A 16,855-nucleotide genomic window follows, 5' to 3' on the forward strand; every position below is an offset into this window, starting at 1 on the left:
AATAATCCAACCGGGAGATGAGCATGAAACGACTGATGTTTGGCTTGTTGATGGTGGCCGCCGGCGCGGCAATGGCGGACGATCTGGGGAATGCCGACCAGGCCCTGCGCGCGAAGGACTACGGCCGCGCTTTCCCGCTGTACGCGCGGCTGGCCGAGGCCGGCAATACCGAAGCCCAGTTCCGCCTGGGCGAAATGTACTGGTATGGCGATGGCACCGCGGTCGACATGGCCAAATCCCGTGCCTGGCTGCAAAAGGCTGCAACGAAGGGGCATGCCGGCGCGCGCGAGACCTTGAACCTGCTGGCGCAGCGCGAGCGCCGCGCCGGCGACATCGCCTACTGGACCACGGCCTACCGGGGCGAAGACCTGACGACAGGAAAATATGCCTGCCCGCTGCCGAGCATCCCTGCGGTCTCGACCCAGTTGGACGAGGTCCGTACGGTCGGCAAGGCCATCGGCAACTGGGCCATCTGCTACAAGGACTTCGCCAAGGACCTCGAGGCCGCCGGGCCGTCGATCAACCGCATTCCGGCCGGCATCCGGAAACTGATGACGCCGGCCGAGCTTGCGCAGGCGATCGGCCGCATCGACACCGTCGTCGCGCGCATCGTCCGGGGCAAGGAGGACGACGCCGAGACCTTCATCACCGAGCGCGCGAACTGGTATGCCGCCACCGACAGGCACCTGGGACAGGTCCGGCCCGCGGTCCTCAAGGAGTTCATGGATCACGAGTACGACTATGTCCGTCGGCCGCAGTCGGGCTATATGGACCACCAGCCAGGGCCGTTTGTCCTGGCGTCGAATACGCCGGCAAAGCCGACGACGCCGTAAAAGTAATCTGGCAGCTGAGAATTGGCTCGACGGGATCAATACAAAAATAGGACAAAAATGTCCTTAAGGCATCGTTCGGAAGTATTGTCATGATGGTAATGCAGGTCTATTATCGTTTCGTTTGACCAAACTTTTCGGGAAAGGGGAGACGATGAAACGACTTGCATTTGCCGTGCTGATGCTGGCGGCCGGGATGGCCTCGGCCAACGAACTGGGCGATGCCGAAAAAGCCTTGCGTGCGAAGGAATACGACAAGGCCTTGCCGATCTATACGAAGCTGGCGAATGCCGGCAATGCCGAAGCGCAGTTCCGCCTGGGCGAGATGTACTGGTACGGCGACGGCGCCGCGGTCGACATGGCCAAGTCGCAGGCCTGGCTGCAGAAGGCCGCGGCGGGCGGCCATGGCGGCGCGAAGGAGACCCTCGACATCCTCAAGCAGCGCGAGCAGCGCGCCGCCGACATCGCCTTCTGGACCAGCGGCTACAAGGGTGAGGACCTGGTCTCGGGCAAATATGCCTGCCCGGCGCCGAAAATCCCGACTGTCTCGAAAACCAACGACGAGATCAACCGGATCCAGGCCGAGATCGCGACCTGGGAGACCTGCTACAACGATTTCGTGGCCAGCGTGAACCAGGTGCCGCCGGGCGTCAAGCGGATCCCGGCCGATGTGGTCAAGCTGATGAGCCCGAAAGAAGTGGAGCAGGCCGGCGCCCACGTCGACGACGCCACCGTCAATGTGATCAGCCGCCGCCAGGCCGAGGCACTGGCCTTTACCGGCGACCGCGACGCCTGGTTCACATCGACCCAGCAGTTCGTGGCGGACGCCAACGGCAAGGCCGAGTCGGGCAAACGGCTTCTTGAAGAGGAGCAGCGCCGCCTGCGCGAGGAAAACGAGACCTACCAGAGGAACAACCAGAAAGGTGCAAGTTTCAACATGGGTGGCAAAAAGTAACAGCCGGTTGAGCTGGCAGGGCTGTGCGGGTATGATGGATTTCCTTTATCACAGCCTTGTTTCCATGAAGACTCTCCTGTTTTGCGTGGCCCTGCTGGCGGCCGGCGCCGCCTGCGCCGACGAGCTGGCCGATGCGGACGCCCTGTTCGCCAAGAAAGCCTATCCCGAAGCCCTGCAGAAATACACCAGGCTGGCGAACGCCGGCAACGTGACGGCCCAGCAGCACCTGGGCGAGATGTATTTTTACGGCGAAGCCGGTGAAATCGACATCGACAAGGCGACCGGCTGGTTCCGCAAGGCGGCCGCCAAGGGCAATGCCACCGCCATCGCCTCGCTCGAGATGATCAAGCAGCGCGACAAGCGCCGCGCCGATCTCGATTACTGGATAGAGAAATACGACGGCGCCGACGTCCGCACCGACGAGTACCGCTGCCCGGCGCCGCGCTTCCCGGCGGTGTCGCGCCAGACCGAAGAGATCGACCGCTACAGCGCCAAGATGCAGGCCTGGCAGGCCTGCTACAACCGCTACGCCGAGCACCTGAACGCCGTGACCCCGCTGACCAAGCGCATCCCAGAGGACATCAAGGGGCTGCTGACCAAGGCCGAGCTGGAGAAGGCCACCGCCCATATGAACGCGGTGCAGGAAGGCCTGTCGGAAGACGTCAAGATCAGCGCGCGCATGGTCGTGGCCGACTTCACGGCCTGGCGCGACGCCACCGACGCCTACGTCGCCCAGCACAACGAGATCGTCAAGAATGCGCCGACCCCCGAGCGAGAGAAGGAGCTGGAGGCGCGCAAGGGCAACTATGCCCCTCCCGGCAAGTAAGGACGGCCGCGCACAATGAACAACGCCCCGCCGGCGTAAGCCGGGCGGGGCGTTTTGCCATCTGGCAAAATAATTTCAGTGCCGGCGCAGCTCTCAGTTCAATGCCACGAACGCAGCAGGCCGACAGCCAGGCCTTCCAGCGCGAACTCGTCGCTGTGCGGATCGACCGTGATGACGGAGAAGTCCGGGTTTTCCGGCAGCAGTTCGATGGTGCCGCCGGTCTTGCGGTAGCGCTTGACGGTGACTTCATCGCCGATACGGGCGACCACGATCTGGCCGTTCTTGGCCGAATCCACTTTCTTGACCGCCAGGAAGTCGCCGTCGCAGATGCCGGCGTCGCGCATCGACCAGCCCTTCACCTTCAGCAGGAAGTCGGGCTTGGCCGAGAACATGGCCGGGTCCACCGAGTAGGTGGTCTCGACGTGTTCCTGGGCCAGGATGGGCGAACCGGCGGCCACGCGGCCGACCAGCGGCAGCGACATCAGCAGGGCGGCCGGGACGGCCGGCACCGTTGCCGCTTCGGCCCCGGTGCTGTTGCCCACCAGGCGGATGCCGCGCGAGGTGCCGGGAGAAATTTCGATCGCGCCCTTGCGCGCCAGGGCTTGCAGGTGTTCCTCGGCGGCGTTGGCCGAGCGGAAGCCAAGCTCCTGCGCGATTTCGGCGCGGGTGGGCGGGAAGCCGGTGTTGTCGATGGCTTCCTTGATCAGGTTGAGGATCTGTTCTTGCCGTGCGGTGAGCTTGAGCATGTTCGAGTAAGTGTAAGTAAAGGAGCGTCTGAGCGACACCCGACACCCTGTATTTTTGTACAGTATTGCGCCGGGCGCAAGGGGAATCCGCCGCTTTCGCCGCTTTTTTTTGCTGGGCGGGTACAGCCGATAACCTGCAGGCAAGGCGCACGGCAGCCGACGCTGAAGATGGTGATTGAGCTCTTGACGTTTTTACGGTTATAATGTCGGGCTTTCCCTTCCCACACTCGTCTTGACGCCGAGGTGGGCATTTGTTTAAACGTCCTTAAGGAGTGTTGCATGCGTCATTATGAAATCGTGTTTATCGTCCACCCGGACCAGAGCGAGCAGGTCCCGGCGATGATCGAGCGCTACAAGACCACGGTCACCTCGCGTGGCGGTAACATCCACCGTGTCGAAGACTGGGGCCGCCGTCAAATGGCTTACCAGATCCAGAAGCTGCCGAAGGCACACTACATCTGCATGAACATCGAGTGCGACAACGAGACCCTGGTCGAGCTGGAAACCGCATTCAAATTCAATGATGCCGTGCTGCGTCATCTGACCGTCAAGATGAAGAAGGCTGAAACCGCACCGTCGCCGATGATGAAATCGGTCCAGCGCGAAGACGCAGCCAAGAGCCACCGTGCCGAGCAGGCTGCTGCTCCGGCCGCTGCTGCTTAATTTCTTCGGAAAGTGAAGCGCAGAGGGCAGTGAACGCGTTGTTGCTGGTTGCAAGCATCGCCGAGCGCGATACCTTGCGATATACCCCGGCCGGCATCCCCATCGTCAGCGGCATCCTGCAACATGGATCGCAGCAGACCGAGGCAGGGATTGCCAGGCAGGTCGAGTTTGAGATTTCCGCGCTGGCCGCGGGCGATATTTCAAGCCGGTTTGCCGATGCCGAACTGGGCGCCGTCTACCAGTTCAAGGGTTTCCTCGCGAGGAAGAACCGCAACAGCAAAGCCCTGGTGTTTCACATCATTGAATTCATTTAGATTAGATACAGGAGCCAAAAATGGCATTCGGTAAAAAGTTCGACAAAAACAAGGCCAAAGAAAAACTGAAGCGCAAACAGCAGAACCCGCTGTTCAAGCGCAAGAAATTCTGCCGCTTCACCGCTGCAGGCGTGGAACAGGTTGACTACAAAGACGTCGACACCCTGAAGGATTTCGTCCAGGAAAACGGCAAGATCATGCCGGCACGCCTGACCGGTACCAAGGCGCACTACCAGCGCCAAGTGGACACCGCCATCAAGCGCGCCCGCTACCTGGCCCTGCTGCCGTACACCGACCTGCACAACGCTTAATCGTCGGTCACGACACGTATACTGGAGAATAATATGCAAATCATCCTGCTGGAAAAAGTCGTCAACGTCGGTAACCTGGGCGACGTGGTCAAGGTCAAGGACGGTTACGCACGTAACTTCCTGATCCCGCAAAAGAAAGCCCGCCGTGCAACCGAATCGGCCGTGGCCGAATTCGAAGTCAAGCGCGCCGAACTGGAAAAGGCAGCCGCCGAGAAGCTGGCAGCCGCACAAGGCCAGGGCGAGAAGCTGAACGGCATGACCATCACCATCGCCCAGAAAGCCGGCGTCGATGGCCGCCTGTTCGGTTCCGTGACCAACTTCGACATCGCTGAAGCCCTGAGCAAGCAAGGTTTCGCCGTCGAGAAGGCCAACGTCCGCATGCCGACCGGCCCGCTGAAGACCACCGGCGAGCACCCGGTTGCCGTCGCCCTGCACACCGACGTCGTTGTCGACGTGACCGTGTCCGTGGTTGGCGAAGCTGCTTAATTAAGCAAGCTTAAGTAACACCCGTCGTCCCCGCGCAGGCGGGGATCCAATTTTGCCGGCGCTAACGTAGCGCAAACAGAACTGGGTCCCCGCCTCCGCGGGGAGTTTTTTTTGGCAATGCCAAAAAAAACGCAGCTTTTCTGTGTTGCAATTTTATGCTTGGAAAATCACCAATCATTTCAGCCGGTGATGCGGAAAAGGTATAATGTCGCCCATGAACACCCCAGCAGACCCGCAGATCGAGTCGCTCCGCATTCCCCCGCATTCCATCGAAGCAGAACAGTCCGTCATCGGCGGCCTGCTGCGCGATAACGCGGCGTGGGACCGTATTGCCGACTTCATGCATGCGGAGGACTTCTACCGCTATGACCACCGGATCATCTTCGAACAGATGGTCCGCCTGATCAACGCCGGCAAGCCCGCCGACGTGATCACCGTGTACGAGTCGCTCGTCCAGCTCGGCAAGGCCGAGGAAGTGGGCGGGCTGCAGTACCTCAACGCGATGGCGCAGAATACGCCGTCCGCCGCCAACATCCGCCGTTACGCCGAGATCGTGCGCGACCGCGGCGTGCTGCGCCAGCTCATCACCGTGGCCGACGAAGTCTCGGCCAAGGCCTTCAATCCGCAGGGCGCCGAGGTCAAGCAGATCCTCGACGAGGCCGAATCGCGCATCTTCGCGATCGCGGAGCAGGGCGCCCGCGGCGCCCAGGGCTGGCTGCCGGTGCAGCCGCTGCTGACCCAGGTGGTCGAGCGTATCGACGAACTCTACAGCCGCGAAAACCAGGGCGAGATCACCGGCGTCCCGACCGGCTTCATCGACCTCGACAAGATGACCTCCGGCCTGCAGCCGGGCGACCTCGTGATCGTCGCCGGCCGTCCGTCGATGGGCAAGACCGCGTTCTCGGTCAACATCGGCGAAGCCGTCGCCGTCGAGGCCGGCCTGCCGGTCGCGATCTTCTCGATGGAGATGGGCGGCACCCAGCTGGCGATGCGTATGCTGGGCTCGATCGGCCAGCTCGACCAGCATCGCCTGCGTACCGGCAAGCTGATCGACGAAGACTGGCCGCGCCTGACGCATGCGATCCAGAAGATGAACGACGCCCAGATCTTCATCGACGAGACGCCGGCGCTGAACCCGATCGAGATGCGCGCCCGCGCGCGCCGCCTTGCGCGCCAATGTGGCAAGCTCGGCCTGATCATTGTCGACTACCTGCAGCTGATGCAGGGTTCGAAACCGGGCGACAACCGTGCGTCCGAGATTTCCGAGATTTCGCGTAGCCTGAAGGGCCTGGCCAAGGAGCTGGGCTGTCCGGTGATCGCGCTGTCCCAGCTGAACCGATCGCTGGAACAACGCCCGAACAAGCGCCCGGTCATGTCCGACCTGCGCGAATCGGGCGCTATCGAGCAGGACGCGGACGTCATCATCTTCCTGTACCGCGATGAAGTCTATAACCCGGACTCGCCCGATAAAGGTACCGCCGAGATCATTATCGGCAAACAGCGTAACGGCCCGATCGGGGCGATTCGACTGACCTGGATGGGCATGTATACCAAGTTCGGGAATTACAGCGGCAGTCTGTCGATCTATCAAGGCGACTAAAGCCGATAAAACTATCGTGGCTGAACACCGGGGTCAGAGCCCCTTTTAAAGCAACACCGGGCTCTGACCCCTCGGCCTCATTTAAGCAAGTTCCAAGAGATTTACAACGGAGAACCATATGTTTGGACGCCTGATGCCCACCGAGGGCAAATTTTTCGATCTGTTCAACCAGCACGCGGCGCTGTGCGTGAAGGGTGCACAGGAAATGGTCGGCTTGATGACCAACTTCGACGACCTGGAAAACCGCACCCACGCCGTGGAGAGCATCGAAAAACAGGCGGACAAGATCACCTATGCCTGCGTCGACCTGCTGCACAAGACCTTCATCACCCCGCTCGACCGCGACGACATCCACAAGCTGATCACCCGCATGGATGACATCCTCGACATGATGGAAGACGCCGCCCAGACCATCTCGCTGTACGACCTGCACGCCGTGACCCCGGAAGCCAAGCGCCTGGCCGAGCTGTGCCTGGCCTGCTGCGAAAAGGTCCAGCAGGCCGTCGGCATGCTGCACAACATGGACAACGCCCAGAAGATGGTCGCGATCTGCGAAGAGATCGACCGCCTGGAATCGGACGCCGACCATGTCATGCGCGCCGCCATGTCCAAGCTGTTCCGCGACGAACCGGACGTGCGCAACCTGATCAAGATGAAGGCCATCTACGAGATCCTGGAGACCGTCACCGACCGCTGCGAGGATGTCGCGAACATCATCGAAGGCATCATCGTCGAAAACGCGTAAGACCATCACAATAAAAACAATATGGATCATCTTCATATCAGCATATACGTGCTGGGCCTGCTCGTCCTTTTAGCGCTGGTCTTCGACTTCATGAACGGCTTCCACGACGCCGCCAACGCGATCGCGACGGTGGTGTCGACCGGGGTGCTGAAACCCCAGACCGCGGTCGCCATGTCCGCGCTGTTCAACTTCGTCGCCATCTTCACCGTCGGCGTGCACGTGGCGTCCACCGTGGGCAAGGGCACGGTCGATCCCGCCATCGTCGACCAGTACGTGATCTTCGGCGCGCTGGTCGGCGCCATCGTCTGGAACATCATCACCTGGTACTACGGCATCCCGTCCTCGTCCTCGCACGCCCTGATCGGCGGCCTGGTGGGTGCGGCCGTGGCCAAGTCGGGCACCGGCGCCCTGGTCGGCGGCGGCCTGCTGAAGACCGTCACCTGGATCATCCTGTCGCCGCTGCTGGGCTTCCTGCTCGGTTCGATCGTGATGCTGGCCGTGTCCTGGATCTTCGTGAAGACCCCGCCGCGCAAGGTCGACACCTGGTTCCGCCGCCTGCAGCTGGTCTCGGCCGCATCGTACAGCCTGGGCCACGGCGGCAACGACGCCCAGAAGACCATCGGCATCATCTGGATGATGCTGATCTTCGCCGGCGTGTCGAACGCCGGCGATGCCACGCCGCCGCTGTGGGTCATCATCTCCTGCTACACGGCGATCTCGCTCGGCACCCTGTTCGGCGGCTGGCGCATCGTCAAGACCATGGGCCAGAAGATCACCAAGCTGAAACCGGTGGGCGGCTTCTGCGCCGAATCGGGCGGCGCGATCACCCTGTTCCTTGCAAGCGCGATCGGCGTGCCGGTCTCGACCACCCACACCATCACCGGCGCCATCGTCGGCGTCGGCTCGGCGCAGAAGGCGTCGGCGGTGCGCTGGGGCGTGGCCGGCAACATCGTCTGGGCATGGGTCTTCACGATCCCGGCCTCGGCCTTCATGTCGGCAATTGCGTGGTGGATCGGTACCCACGTGCTGTAAGCAGAGCCGGCTTCAAACGGGAAGGGCGGGATGCGAATCCTGCCTTTTTTTTCGTCCGGCCATTGTGCACGCCACGCAACAGCGTTCCTTTACTTTTTTGTTATCGTAAGTAGTAATATTACATGGTGGTTCTTGCCACCGATAACAACGAGAGGGGACATGATGCTAACCAGACGTAGTTTGACTTCACGGCTGCGCTTTGCCGCAGCCGTTTGCACATCCGTGCTGCTTGCAGGTGCTTTGTCAGGCTGTGGCGCCGGCGACAGCGCCGGCGTGCAGCAGGGCACGGGCTCCGGCGCCCGCTTGCTGGCTGCGGCGCCCGGTGTGTCCGCGGCGCCGGTCGCGCCCGGCAGCATCCGCATGCACTTCCACCGCATCCAGAACGACACCGCGCAATGGGGCGTGTATTCCTGGGACGGCCCGCAAAAGCCCAGTTCGGCCTGGATCACCGACCGCTTCATGTTCGCGAACACGGATCCCTTCGGCGGCTACGTCGACATCCCGCTTGCCGCCGCCAAAAGCGCGATCTGGTTCCTGGTCACCGACGGCACCGGCTTCAAGAACTGCGGCAACGACCAGCACGCCGACCTGAACGCCGAGGTCTATGCCAAAGGCCAGGAAGTCTGGATGCTGGAAGGCGATTGCACGGTCTACGCCAGCCAGCCGGCGCTCAGCTACGGCAATCTCGGCAACGCCAGCGCGCACTGGCTGTCCGCGACGGCCCTGGCCTGGCCGGGCGCGCCCGCCGCCGGCGCCAGCTACAAACTGTATTACGCGACCAATGGCGGCTTGAGCGCCACCCCCGACGCCGCCACCGGCCTGGCCGGCGCCAGCGGCAGCTTCACCCTGACGCCGGCGCCGCTGTCCGATGCGCTGCGCCGGAAGGTCCCGCACCTGGCTGGGGCCACCGGCCTGCAGCTGTCGAACGCCGATGCGGTCAAAGCCGCGCAGCAGGCCAGCGGCCAGTTCGCCATCGCCCAGTACGACGCCAACGGCAATCTGGTGCAGGCGACTTCGCTGCAGATGGCCGGCATGCTGGACGAGGTCTTCGCCGCCAAAGCCTCGAAGATGGACCTGGGCGTGACGTTCAACGTGGTGGGCATGCCGACCTTCCGCGTCTGGGCCCCGACTGCGAAATCGGTGTCGCTGAACATGTACGCCAGCGCCGACGCGAAAACGGCGACCACGGTGCCGATGAAGCGCGACGACGCCAGCGGCGTGTGGACCTACAGCTCGAACGAGTTCCGCCAGTCGAACCGCATCTGGTACACCTACACGGTGCAGGTGCTGTCGCGCTGGGCGAACAACACGATCGTGACGAATACCGTCACCGACCCGTACTCGCTCAGCCTGAACGCCAACAGCACGCGCAGCTTCGCGGCGGAGCTGGACAGCCCGGCACTGAAGCCGTCCGGCTGGGAAGGGCAGCATATCCCGAAGCTGGATGCGCCCACCGACATCGCGCTGTACGAACTGCACATCCGCGACTTCTCGGCGATGGACACGACGGTGCCGGCAGCCCACCGCGGCAAGTACCTGGCCTTCACGGACGAAAACGCGAATCCGATGCGCCACCTGAAGTCGCTGGCGAAGGCGGGCATGACCCACGTCCACCTGCTGCCCAGCTTCGACTTCGCCAGCGTCAACGAAGCCGGCTGCGTGACGCCGGCCATTTCGAACGCCGGCGCCGACTGGACCGACCAGCAGGCCGCCGTCGCCGCGGTACAGGACAGCGACTGCTTCAACTGGGGCTACGACCCGGTCCACTACAGCGCGCCGGAAGGCAGCTACGCCAGCAACGCCAACGACGGCGCCGCGCGCATCCTCGAATTCCGCTCGATGGTGCAGGCCCTGCACAATGCCGGCCTGCGCGTGACCATGGACGTGGTCTACAACCATACCAGCCAGTCGCAGCAGGGACCCTTGTCGGTGCTGGACCGCATCGTGCCCGCCTATTACTACCGCCTGGGCGCGAACGGCAACATCCTGAACGACAGCTGCTGCGCCGACACCGCGCAGGAGAACGTCATGATGGGCAAACTCATGATCGATTCGGTGTCGCTGTGGGCGAAGCAGTACAAGGTCGACAGCTTCCGCTTCGACATCATGGGCTTCACGCCGCTGGATCTGCTGAAGCGCCTGCAAACGTCCGTGAACCAGGCCGCCGGCCGCGACATCTACCTGTACGGCGAAGCCTGGAACTTCGGCAACGTCGCCAACGACGCCCGCTTCGTGCAGGCGCGCCAGGCCAACATGGCCGGCACCGGCATCGGCTCCTTCAACGACCGCATGCGCGACGCCGTGCGCGGCGGCGGTTGCTGCGACAATGGCGATGCCCTCGTCAGCCAGCAGGGCTTCATCAACGGCGTGTGGTACGACCCGAACGGGCAGGCCAACCAGAGCCGCGACGATGCCTTGCGCCTGGCCGACATGGTGCGTGTGGCGCTGTCGGGCACCCTGCGCGACTACCGCTTCACCGACCGCTTCGGCTCCCTGCGTCGTAATGACCAGATCGACTACTTCGGCCAGCAAGCGGGCTTCGCGGCCCAGCCCTCCGAGGTCATCAACTACATCGAGGCGCACGACAACCAGACCCTGTTCGACATCAACGCCTTCCGCCTGCCGCAATCGACCTCGCTGGCCGACCGGGTGCGGGTGCAGAACCTGGGCGCGGCCATCGTGCTGCTGTCGCAGGGCGTGCCTTTCATCCACGCGGGCCAGGAAATCCTGCGTTCGAAGTCGCTGGACCGCGACAGCTACAACGCCGGCGACTGGTTCAACCGCCTGGACTACAGCTACGCGACCAACAACTTCGGGGTCGGCCTGCCGATGGCGGGACCGAACCAGGACAACTGGGGCGTCATGGCGCCGATCCTGCGCAACCCGCTGATCAAGCCGGACACGCGCGCCATCCTGTCCGCGAAGGCGGTGTTCGAGGAACTGCTGGCGATCCGCCAGGATTCGACCCTGTTCCGCCTGCGCACGGCCCAGGACGTGAGCGAGCGCCTGAAGTTCCATAACGTCGGTCCCGACCAGGTGCCGGGGATGATCGTGATGGAAATCGACGGCAACGACCCAGGCAAGTACAAGGACGCGCAATATAAAGGCGTGGTGGTCGTGTTCAACGTCGACAAGGTCGCGAAGTCCATCGCCGTGCCGGCCCTGAAAGGCCGCAAGCTGCAACTGCACCGCATCCAGCGCAACGGCAGCGACGAGGTGGTGAAAGCATCCGCCTTCGAGCGCAACGGCGGGACCTTCAGCATCCCGGCCCGCACGACGGCGGTGTTCGTGCAGAACGCCAACGACTGAGGCGCGTGCGCGTGGTCTACTTGACGCAGACCGCGCGCACCATCTTGATGTCGGTGATCCCGGCCAGCACCTTCTCGATGCCGTCCATCTTCAAGGTCGGCATGCCGTCTTCCAGCGCCTGGGCGAGCAGGGCGGCCACGCGCGCGTGTTCGGTCAGCAGGCGCCGGGTCTTGTCGCTGCCCAGCATCAGCTCGTGCAGGCCGACCCGGCCCCGGTAACCCTTGGTGCACTCGGCGCAGCCGACCGCGCGGTAGAACGTGAAGCGGCCGTCCGCGCCGGCGTAGCGCTCGCGCCAGCCGGTCAGCACCTGCGCGCGCGCCGCCTCGGGATCGCGCCTGAACGCTTCGGTGGCCTGCAGCTCCTCGCAGAATTCCGCCAGCAGCGCCCGCACTTCGTCTTCATCCGGCGCATAGGCCTCGCGGCAGTGGGTGCACAGGCGCTTGGCCAGGCGCTGGGCCAGGATGCCGATCAGCGCATCCGCGAAGTTGAAGGGGTCCATGCCCATATCCAGCAGGCGCACGATGGATTCCGGCGCGCTGTTGGTGTGCAGGGTGGCGAACACCAGGTGGCCGGTCAACGAGGCTTCGATGCCGGTGCTGACGGTCTCGCGGTCGCGCATCTCGCCCACCATGATGATGTCCGGGTCGGCGCGCAGGAAGGCTCGCATCACGGTGGCGAAATCCATGCCCGCCTTGCGGTTCACCTGTACCTGGCGCAGGCCCTTCTGGGTGATCTCGACCGGGTCCTCGGCGGTCCAGATCTTGGTCTCCGGCGTGTTCAGGTGCGACAGGATCGAGTGCAGGGTGGTGGTCTTGCCCGAACCGGTCGGGCCGCACACGAAGAACAGGCCGTACGGTTTTTCGATCGCGCCGGTCAGGCGTTCCAGGTTGTGCGGCAGGATGCCCAACTGGGACATCGGGATCGGCTCGCCGGCCTGCAGGATGCGCATGACGATGTCTTCGACCCCGCCGGCGGAGGGCAGCGTGGCGACGCGCAGTTCGATGTCGAGCGGGCCGTACTTCTTGAACCTGATCTTGCCGTCCTGCGGCTTGCGGCGTTCCGAGATGTCGAGGTCGCACATGATCTTGATGCGCGCCACCAGGGCGTTGCGGTAGCTGGCGGGGATCTCGATGTAGGGGACCAGGCTGCCGTCCTTGCGGAAGCGCACCCCGGTCTTGCCCTTGCCCGGCTGCGGCTCGATGTGGATGTCGGAGGCGCCCTGGCGCCAGGCCTCGACGATGATCTTGTTGACCAGCTTGACCAGCTCGTTCTCGACCGCTTCCGAGACCTCGAAGCCGGCTTCCTCGTGGTCCTCGTCGCCTTCGTCCAGGTTGGACAGCAGCTCGCCGACCGAGGCATTGTCGCTCGTTGCGGTCGCGCTGCCCTTGCTGAACCACTGCTCGATCGACAGCCGCAGATCGTGGCGCGTGGTCACGCGCAGGGACACGCGGGCGCGCTGGAACACCTGGCCGACGATGCGGCTGGCGCCGACGCGCTCGGGATCCAGCGCCATCACCACCAGGCCGTCCTTGCCGTCTTCCAGCGGCAGCCAGCCGTTTTCCTCGACGTACTGCTGCTTCAGGTTGCGCAGCAGCTCGACCGGCTTGATGCGGTCCGCGCGGAAGGGTTCGTAGGGCACGCCGAAATACGTCGACAAGGCCTGTCCGATGATGGCCGGGCGCACCCGGTATTCCTCGACCAGCACGGTCTCGACCTCGCTGTCGCGGTCGCGCGCGGCGCGCGTGGCCTGCTCGAGTTCAGCGCCGGACAGCACGGCTTCCTGCACCAGCGCGTCGTACTTGCCGCGCGGGCGCTGCGGACGCAAGCGCTGGCCGAGCGCCACCGACAGGGTTTCGCTCAGCTGCTTCACGCCTTCCACGCAGATGGCCGGGAAGGGGCCGCCTTTTTCGTGGTTGATGAACTGGACCACGCCCAGCAGCTCGCCATGCTTCGAGACCAGCGGCGCCACCAGCATCTCACGGGTGCGGTAGCCGGTGCGCTGGTCGACGCCGCGCTGGAACTGCAGCTCGGGCGAGAGCCGGCGCAGTTCCAGCTCGTCGTAGACGTCGGCGATGTTCACGGTCTGGCGCGATTGCGCGACGAAGCCGGCCACGGAACCGGGACCGACCGGCAGCTTCAGGTCGCGGAAGGACGAAAGCCCGGTCTTCACGCGCGAGACGATGCTGTCCTTTTCCGGTGTGACCGCGTACAGGGTGAAGCGGTCGCTGCCGAACAGGTCGCAGAAGTCCAGGCCCAGGTCGAGCATGATCTCGTCGAGGTTGGCGGTGGCGTGGATCTTGGTGGTGACTTCCTGCAGCTTGCGGAAGAAGCCCTCGCTGCTCACAGCGCGACCTCCAGGCCTTCGCGGGCCAGCACCACGCGCAGGCCGCCGAGGCGGCCCTCGAAGCGGGCCAGGGCTTCGGCGAACGCGGCTTCCAGCTCGTCGTCGCTGCGGGTCGGTTCGTGGTGGGTGCAGTACAGCGCCCTGGCGCCGACCCGCAGCGCCATCTCCAGCGCGCCGTCGAAGGTGCCGTGGCCCCAGCCCTGCTTGGCCGGGTATTCCTGGATCGTGTACGAGCAGTCGACGATCAGGGCGTCGACGCCGGCCATGGCGGCGTCGATCTCCTGCTGGCGGCGCGCGATCTCCCGCGCGGCCGCCGCGTGCCCGGGATGGTCCGGCGCGCAAGGGTTGTAGAAGGGCTCGTGGTCGCCGGTGAAGAACAGCGATGCGCCGTCGCAGCCGATGCGGTAGCCGAGGTTGGTGACCGGGTGGTTCATCACCACGTTGTCGACGCGGACGTCGCCGATGTGATGCGGCTCGCCGATCTCGAGGGTGCGGTAGGCGATGGTGGCGTCCATCCGCTCTTCGCTGACCGGGAAGTAGCTGTTCTGCAGCTGCACACCCATCACGTGCTCGATGCCCTTGCCGGTGATGGGATCGTGGGCGCCGTGCAGGCAGACCTGCGTGCCCTTCACGAACAGCGGCGCGAAGAAGGGCAGGCCGTGGATGTGGTCCCAGTGGCTGTGGGTGATGAAGATGTCGGCGCGGATGTCGCCGCCGCCCGCGGCGCGGCGCGCCATCAGGTCCTGCGCCAGCGCGGAGATGCCGGTGCCGGCGTCGAGCACGATCGTGGCGCCGGCCCGGCTGCAAACTTCGATACAGGTGGTGTTGCCGCCGTAGCGGACGGTGCGCGGCCCAGGGGAGGGGATCGATCCCCGCACGCCCCAGAATCGGAATTTCATAGACGGTCCCTGGTCATGGTTTTTCTTTTTACAGCCTGTGCATGCGAGCATGATAGCCCCATCGGGGAGGGGATTTTCCAAAATTTGCGTTTACGCATCACCCGATGTACAGGCAGCGGCAAGGGGGCTACACTGCTCGTCATTACACATCGGCAACAAGAATCCGGCCCGCCATGCAAGAGCTCACCCCGTCCCACATCGCCGAGCGGCTGCACCTGCTCACCGAAGTCAGCGTCGCCCTCGGCGAGAACCATGACATCGAGGCCTTCCTCGAGCGCATCCTGCGGGTGGCGAAAGGCATGACCAATGCGGACGGCGGCACGCTGTACCGGCCCAGCGCGGACGGGCAGAGCCTGTGCTTCCACATCTCGCTGAACGATACACTGGAGATCCACCAGGGCGGCGTCAGCGGCAATAAGATCGACCTGCCGCCGATCCCGCTGTTGGACGCCCATGGCAGCCGCAACCTGGCCTCGGTGGCGGCCTATGCGGCCAACTTCAACCAGTCGGTGAACATCGAGGACGTCTACACGGCCGACGTCTTCAACTTCTCCGGCATGCGCCTGTTCGACCAGACTTTCGGCTACCACTCGCAATCCTTCCTGACGGTGCCGATGAGCGACCACGAGGGCGAGCTGGTGGGCGTGCTCCAGCTGATCAACGCGATGGACCCCGAGACCGGCGCGATCCGCAGCTTCTCCGGCACCGACCAGCGCTTCATCGAGGCGCTGGCTTCGCAGGCCGCGGTGGCGCTCACCAGCGAGCAGCTGATCCAGCAGCTCGAGAAGCTGCTCGAAGCGCTGGTCAACCTGATCAACATCGGCATCGACGAAAAGTCGCCCTACACCGGCCGCCACTGCCAGTTCGTGCCCGAGCTGACCATGATGCTGGCCGAGGCGGTGCACAGGACGGACCAGGGCCCGCTGGCCGGATTCCGCATGAACGACGCCGACCGCAAGGAATTGTGGCTGGCCGGCCTGCTGCACGACTGCGGCAAGATCACGACCCCGGTTCACGTGGTCGACAAGTCGACCAAGCTGGAAACCATCTTCGACCGCATCCACATGGTCGACACCCGCATCGAAGTGATGCTGCGCGACGCCGAGATCCGCGCGCTGAAGGCCAGGCTGGAGCCGGGAGCCAATCATGCCGCCATCGACGACCTGCTGGCCTCGGAGCAGAAGCGCCTGCGCGAGGACCGCGAGTTCCTGCGCCGCGCCAACGTCGGCGGCGAGGGCATGCTGCCGGCCGACCAGGAGCGCGTGTACCGCATCGCGCACCAGCGCTGGACCGGCCCGGACGGGCAAGAGCGCGACCTGCTCGACGAAGAGGAAGTCCGCAACCTCACGGTGCGCTTCGGCACCCTGACCGAGGACGAGCGCAAGATCATCAACAACCACATCTGGGTCACGATCCGGATGCTGGAATCGCTGCCCTGGCCCAAGCACCTGAAGAACGTGCCGGAATACGCGGGCGGCCACCACGAGCGCATGGACGGCAAGGGCTATCCGCGCGGCCTGACCCGCGACCAGATGTCGGTGCAGGCGCGCATCATGGCGATCGCCGACATCTTCGAGGCCCTCACCGCCGCCGATCGCCCCTACAAGAAGGGCAAGACGCTGTCGGAGTCGCTGACCATTCTCGGCAAGTTCGCCGAGAACGGGCACATCGACCCGGACCTGTTCGATATCTTCGTACGCGAGAAGGTCTACCTGAAGTTCGCGCAGGAGCACATGGATGCGCACCAGGTCGACCCGGTGGACGAGAGCAGGCTTCCAGGCTATCGGGCCTGAGG

Annotated in this window: 15 protein-coding genes; 12 read left to right on the top strand and 3 right to left on the bottom strand. The window is 64.1% G+C overall.

Annotation, left to right across the window (positions count from 1 at the left end; translation table 11 throughout):
• Nucleotides 1-23 precede the first annotated feature (23 nt).
• From ACFPO9_RS07045 to ACFPO9_RS07055, 3 genes are all read left to right on the top strand, one after another.
• Entirely contained in the window at nt 24-833 is an 810-nt protein-coding gene (locus tag ACFPO9_RS07045) for a tetratricopeptide repeat protein (RefSeq protein WP_379768834.1), read from the top strand.
• A gap of 151 nt (nt 834-984) precedes the next feature.
• A complete protein-coding gene (locus tag ACFPO9_RS07050) occupies nt 985-1,785 on the top strand; it encodes an SEL1-like repeat protein (protein ID WP_379768836.1) in 801 nt (266 codons plus the stop codon).
• Between the two features lie 64 nt (nt 1,786-1,849).
• A complete protein-coding gene (locus ACFPO9_RS07055; RefSeq protein WP_379768838.1) occupies nt 1,850-2,611 on the top strand; it encodes a tetratricopeptide repeat protein in 762 nt (253 codons plus the stop codon).
• 98 nt (nt 2,612-2,709) lie between these two features.
• Here ACFPO9_RS07055 and lexA read toward each other — a convergent pair whose 3' ends face one another.
• Nucleotides 2,710-3,357 (bottom strand): transcriptional repressor LexA, encoded by a 648-nt coding sequence (gene lexA, locus ACFPO9_RS07060; RefSeq protein ID WP_379768840.1) that lies wholly within the window; start codon nt 3,355-3,357, stop codon nt 2,710-2,712.
• A 279-nt stretch (nt 3,358-3,636) separates the two neighbouring features.
• Between lexA and rpsF the strand changes: the two genes are divergently transcribed.
• The 8 genes from rpsF to pulA all read left to right on the top strand — a co-directional run bounded on the left by rpsF (nt 3,637) and on the right by pulA (nt 11,817).
• Complete coding sequence (rpsF, locus tag ACFPO9_RS07065; RefSeq protein WP_036232978.1) at nt 3,637-4,020, top strand: 30S ribosomal protein S6; 384 nt, start codon at nt 3,637-3,639, stop codon at nt 4,018-4,020.
• A 29-nt stretch (nt 4,021-4,049) separates the two neighbouring features.
• Nucleotides 4,050-4,334, top strand: coding sequence for a primosomal replication protein N (gene priB / locus ACFPO9_RS07070; RefSeq protein WP_379768842.1), 285 nt, complete (start codon nt 4,050-4,052; stop codon nt 4,332-4,334).
• A 20-nt stretch (nt 4,335-4,354) separates the two neighbouring features.
• Nucleotides 4,355-4,645 (top strand): 30S ribosomal protein S18, encoded by a 291-nt coding sequence (gene rpsR / locus ACFPO9_RS07075; protein WP_036249492.1) that lies wholly within the window; start codon nt 4,355-4,357, stop codon nt 4,643-4,645.
• A gap of 33 nt (nt 4,646-4,678) precedes the next feature.
• Nucleotides 4,679-5,131: a 50S ribosomal protein L9 gene (gene rplI, locus ACFPO9_RS07080; protein WP_379768844.1), complete on the top strand. Its 453-nt coding sequence runs from the start codon at nt 4,679-4,681 to the stop codon at nt 5,129-5,131.
• 214 nt (nt 5,132-5,345) lie between these two features.
• Nucleotides 5,346-6,731 carry a replicative DNA helicase gene (locus ACFPO9_RS07085; protein ID WP_379768846.1) on the top strand — a complete coding sequence of 462 codons (1,386 nt, stop codon included), beginning with the start codon at nt 5,346-5,348 and terminating at the stop codon, nt 6,729-6,731.
• A gap of 118 nt (nt 6,732-6,849) precedes the next feature.
• A complete protein-coding gene (locus tag ACFPO9_RS07090) occupies nt 6,850-7,476 on the top strand; it encodes a DUF47 domain-containing protein (RefSeq protein WP_047823888.1) in 627 nt (208 codons plus the stop codon).
• Between the two features lie 21 nt (nt 7,477-7,497).
• Nucleotides 7,498-8,508, top strand: a complete 1,011-nt coding sequence (locus ACFPO9_RS07095) for an inorganic phosphate transporter (protein WP_379768849.1) — start codon at nt 7,498-7,500, stop codon at nt 8,506-8,508.
• A 222-nt stretch (nt 8,509-8,730) separates the two neighbouring features.
• Nucleotides 8,731-11,817 carry a pullulanase-type alpha-1,6-glucosidase gene (gene pulA, locus ACFPO9_RS07100; protein ID WP_379768851.1) on the top strand — a complete coding sequence of 1,029 codons (3,087 nt, stop codon included), beginning with the start codon at nt 8,731-8,733 and terminating at the stop codon, nt 11,815-11,817.
• Between the two features lie 16 nt (nt 11,818-11,833).
• Here pulA and ACFPO9_RS07105 read toward each other — a convergent pair whose 3' ends face one another.
• Both ACFPO9_RS07105 and ACFPO9_RS07110 read right to left on the bottom strand, forming a co-directional pair.
• A complete protein-coding gene (locus ACFPO9_RS07105; RefSeq protein WP_379768853.1) occupies nt 11,834-14,161 on the bottom strand; it encodes a GspE/PulE family protein in 2,328 nt (775 codons plus the stop codon).
• Nucleotides 14,158-15,060, bottom strand: a complete 903-nt coding sequence (locus ACFPO9_RS07110) for an MBL fold metallo-hydrolase (RefSeq protein ID WP_379768855.1) — start codon at nt 15,058-15,060, stop codon at nt 14,158-14,160. The genes ACFPO9_RS07105 and ACFPO9_RS07110 overlap by 4 nt, the downstream gene beginning before the upstream one ends.
• 173 nt (nt 15,061-15,233) lie before the next feature.
• Between ACFPO9_RS07110 and ACFPO9_RS07115 the strand changes: the two genes are divergently transcribed.
• Entirely contained in the window at nt 15,234-16,853 is a 1,620-nt protein-coding gene (locus ACFPO9_RS07115) for a GAF and HD-GYP domain-containing protein (protein ID WP_379768857.1), read from the top strand.
• The last annotated feature ends 2 nt before the right edge of the window (nt 16,854-16,855 follow it).

This window comes from Massilia aerilata, from assembly GCF_042656905.1.
In the GTDB taxonomy this organism is placed as follows: Bacteria; Pseudomonadota; Gammaproteobacteria; order Burkholderiales; family Burkholderiaceae_D; genus Telluria; species Telluria aerilata.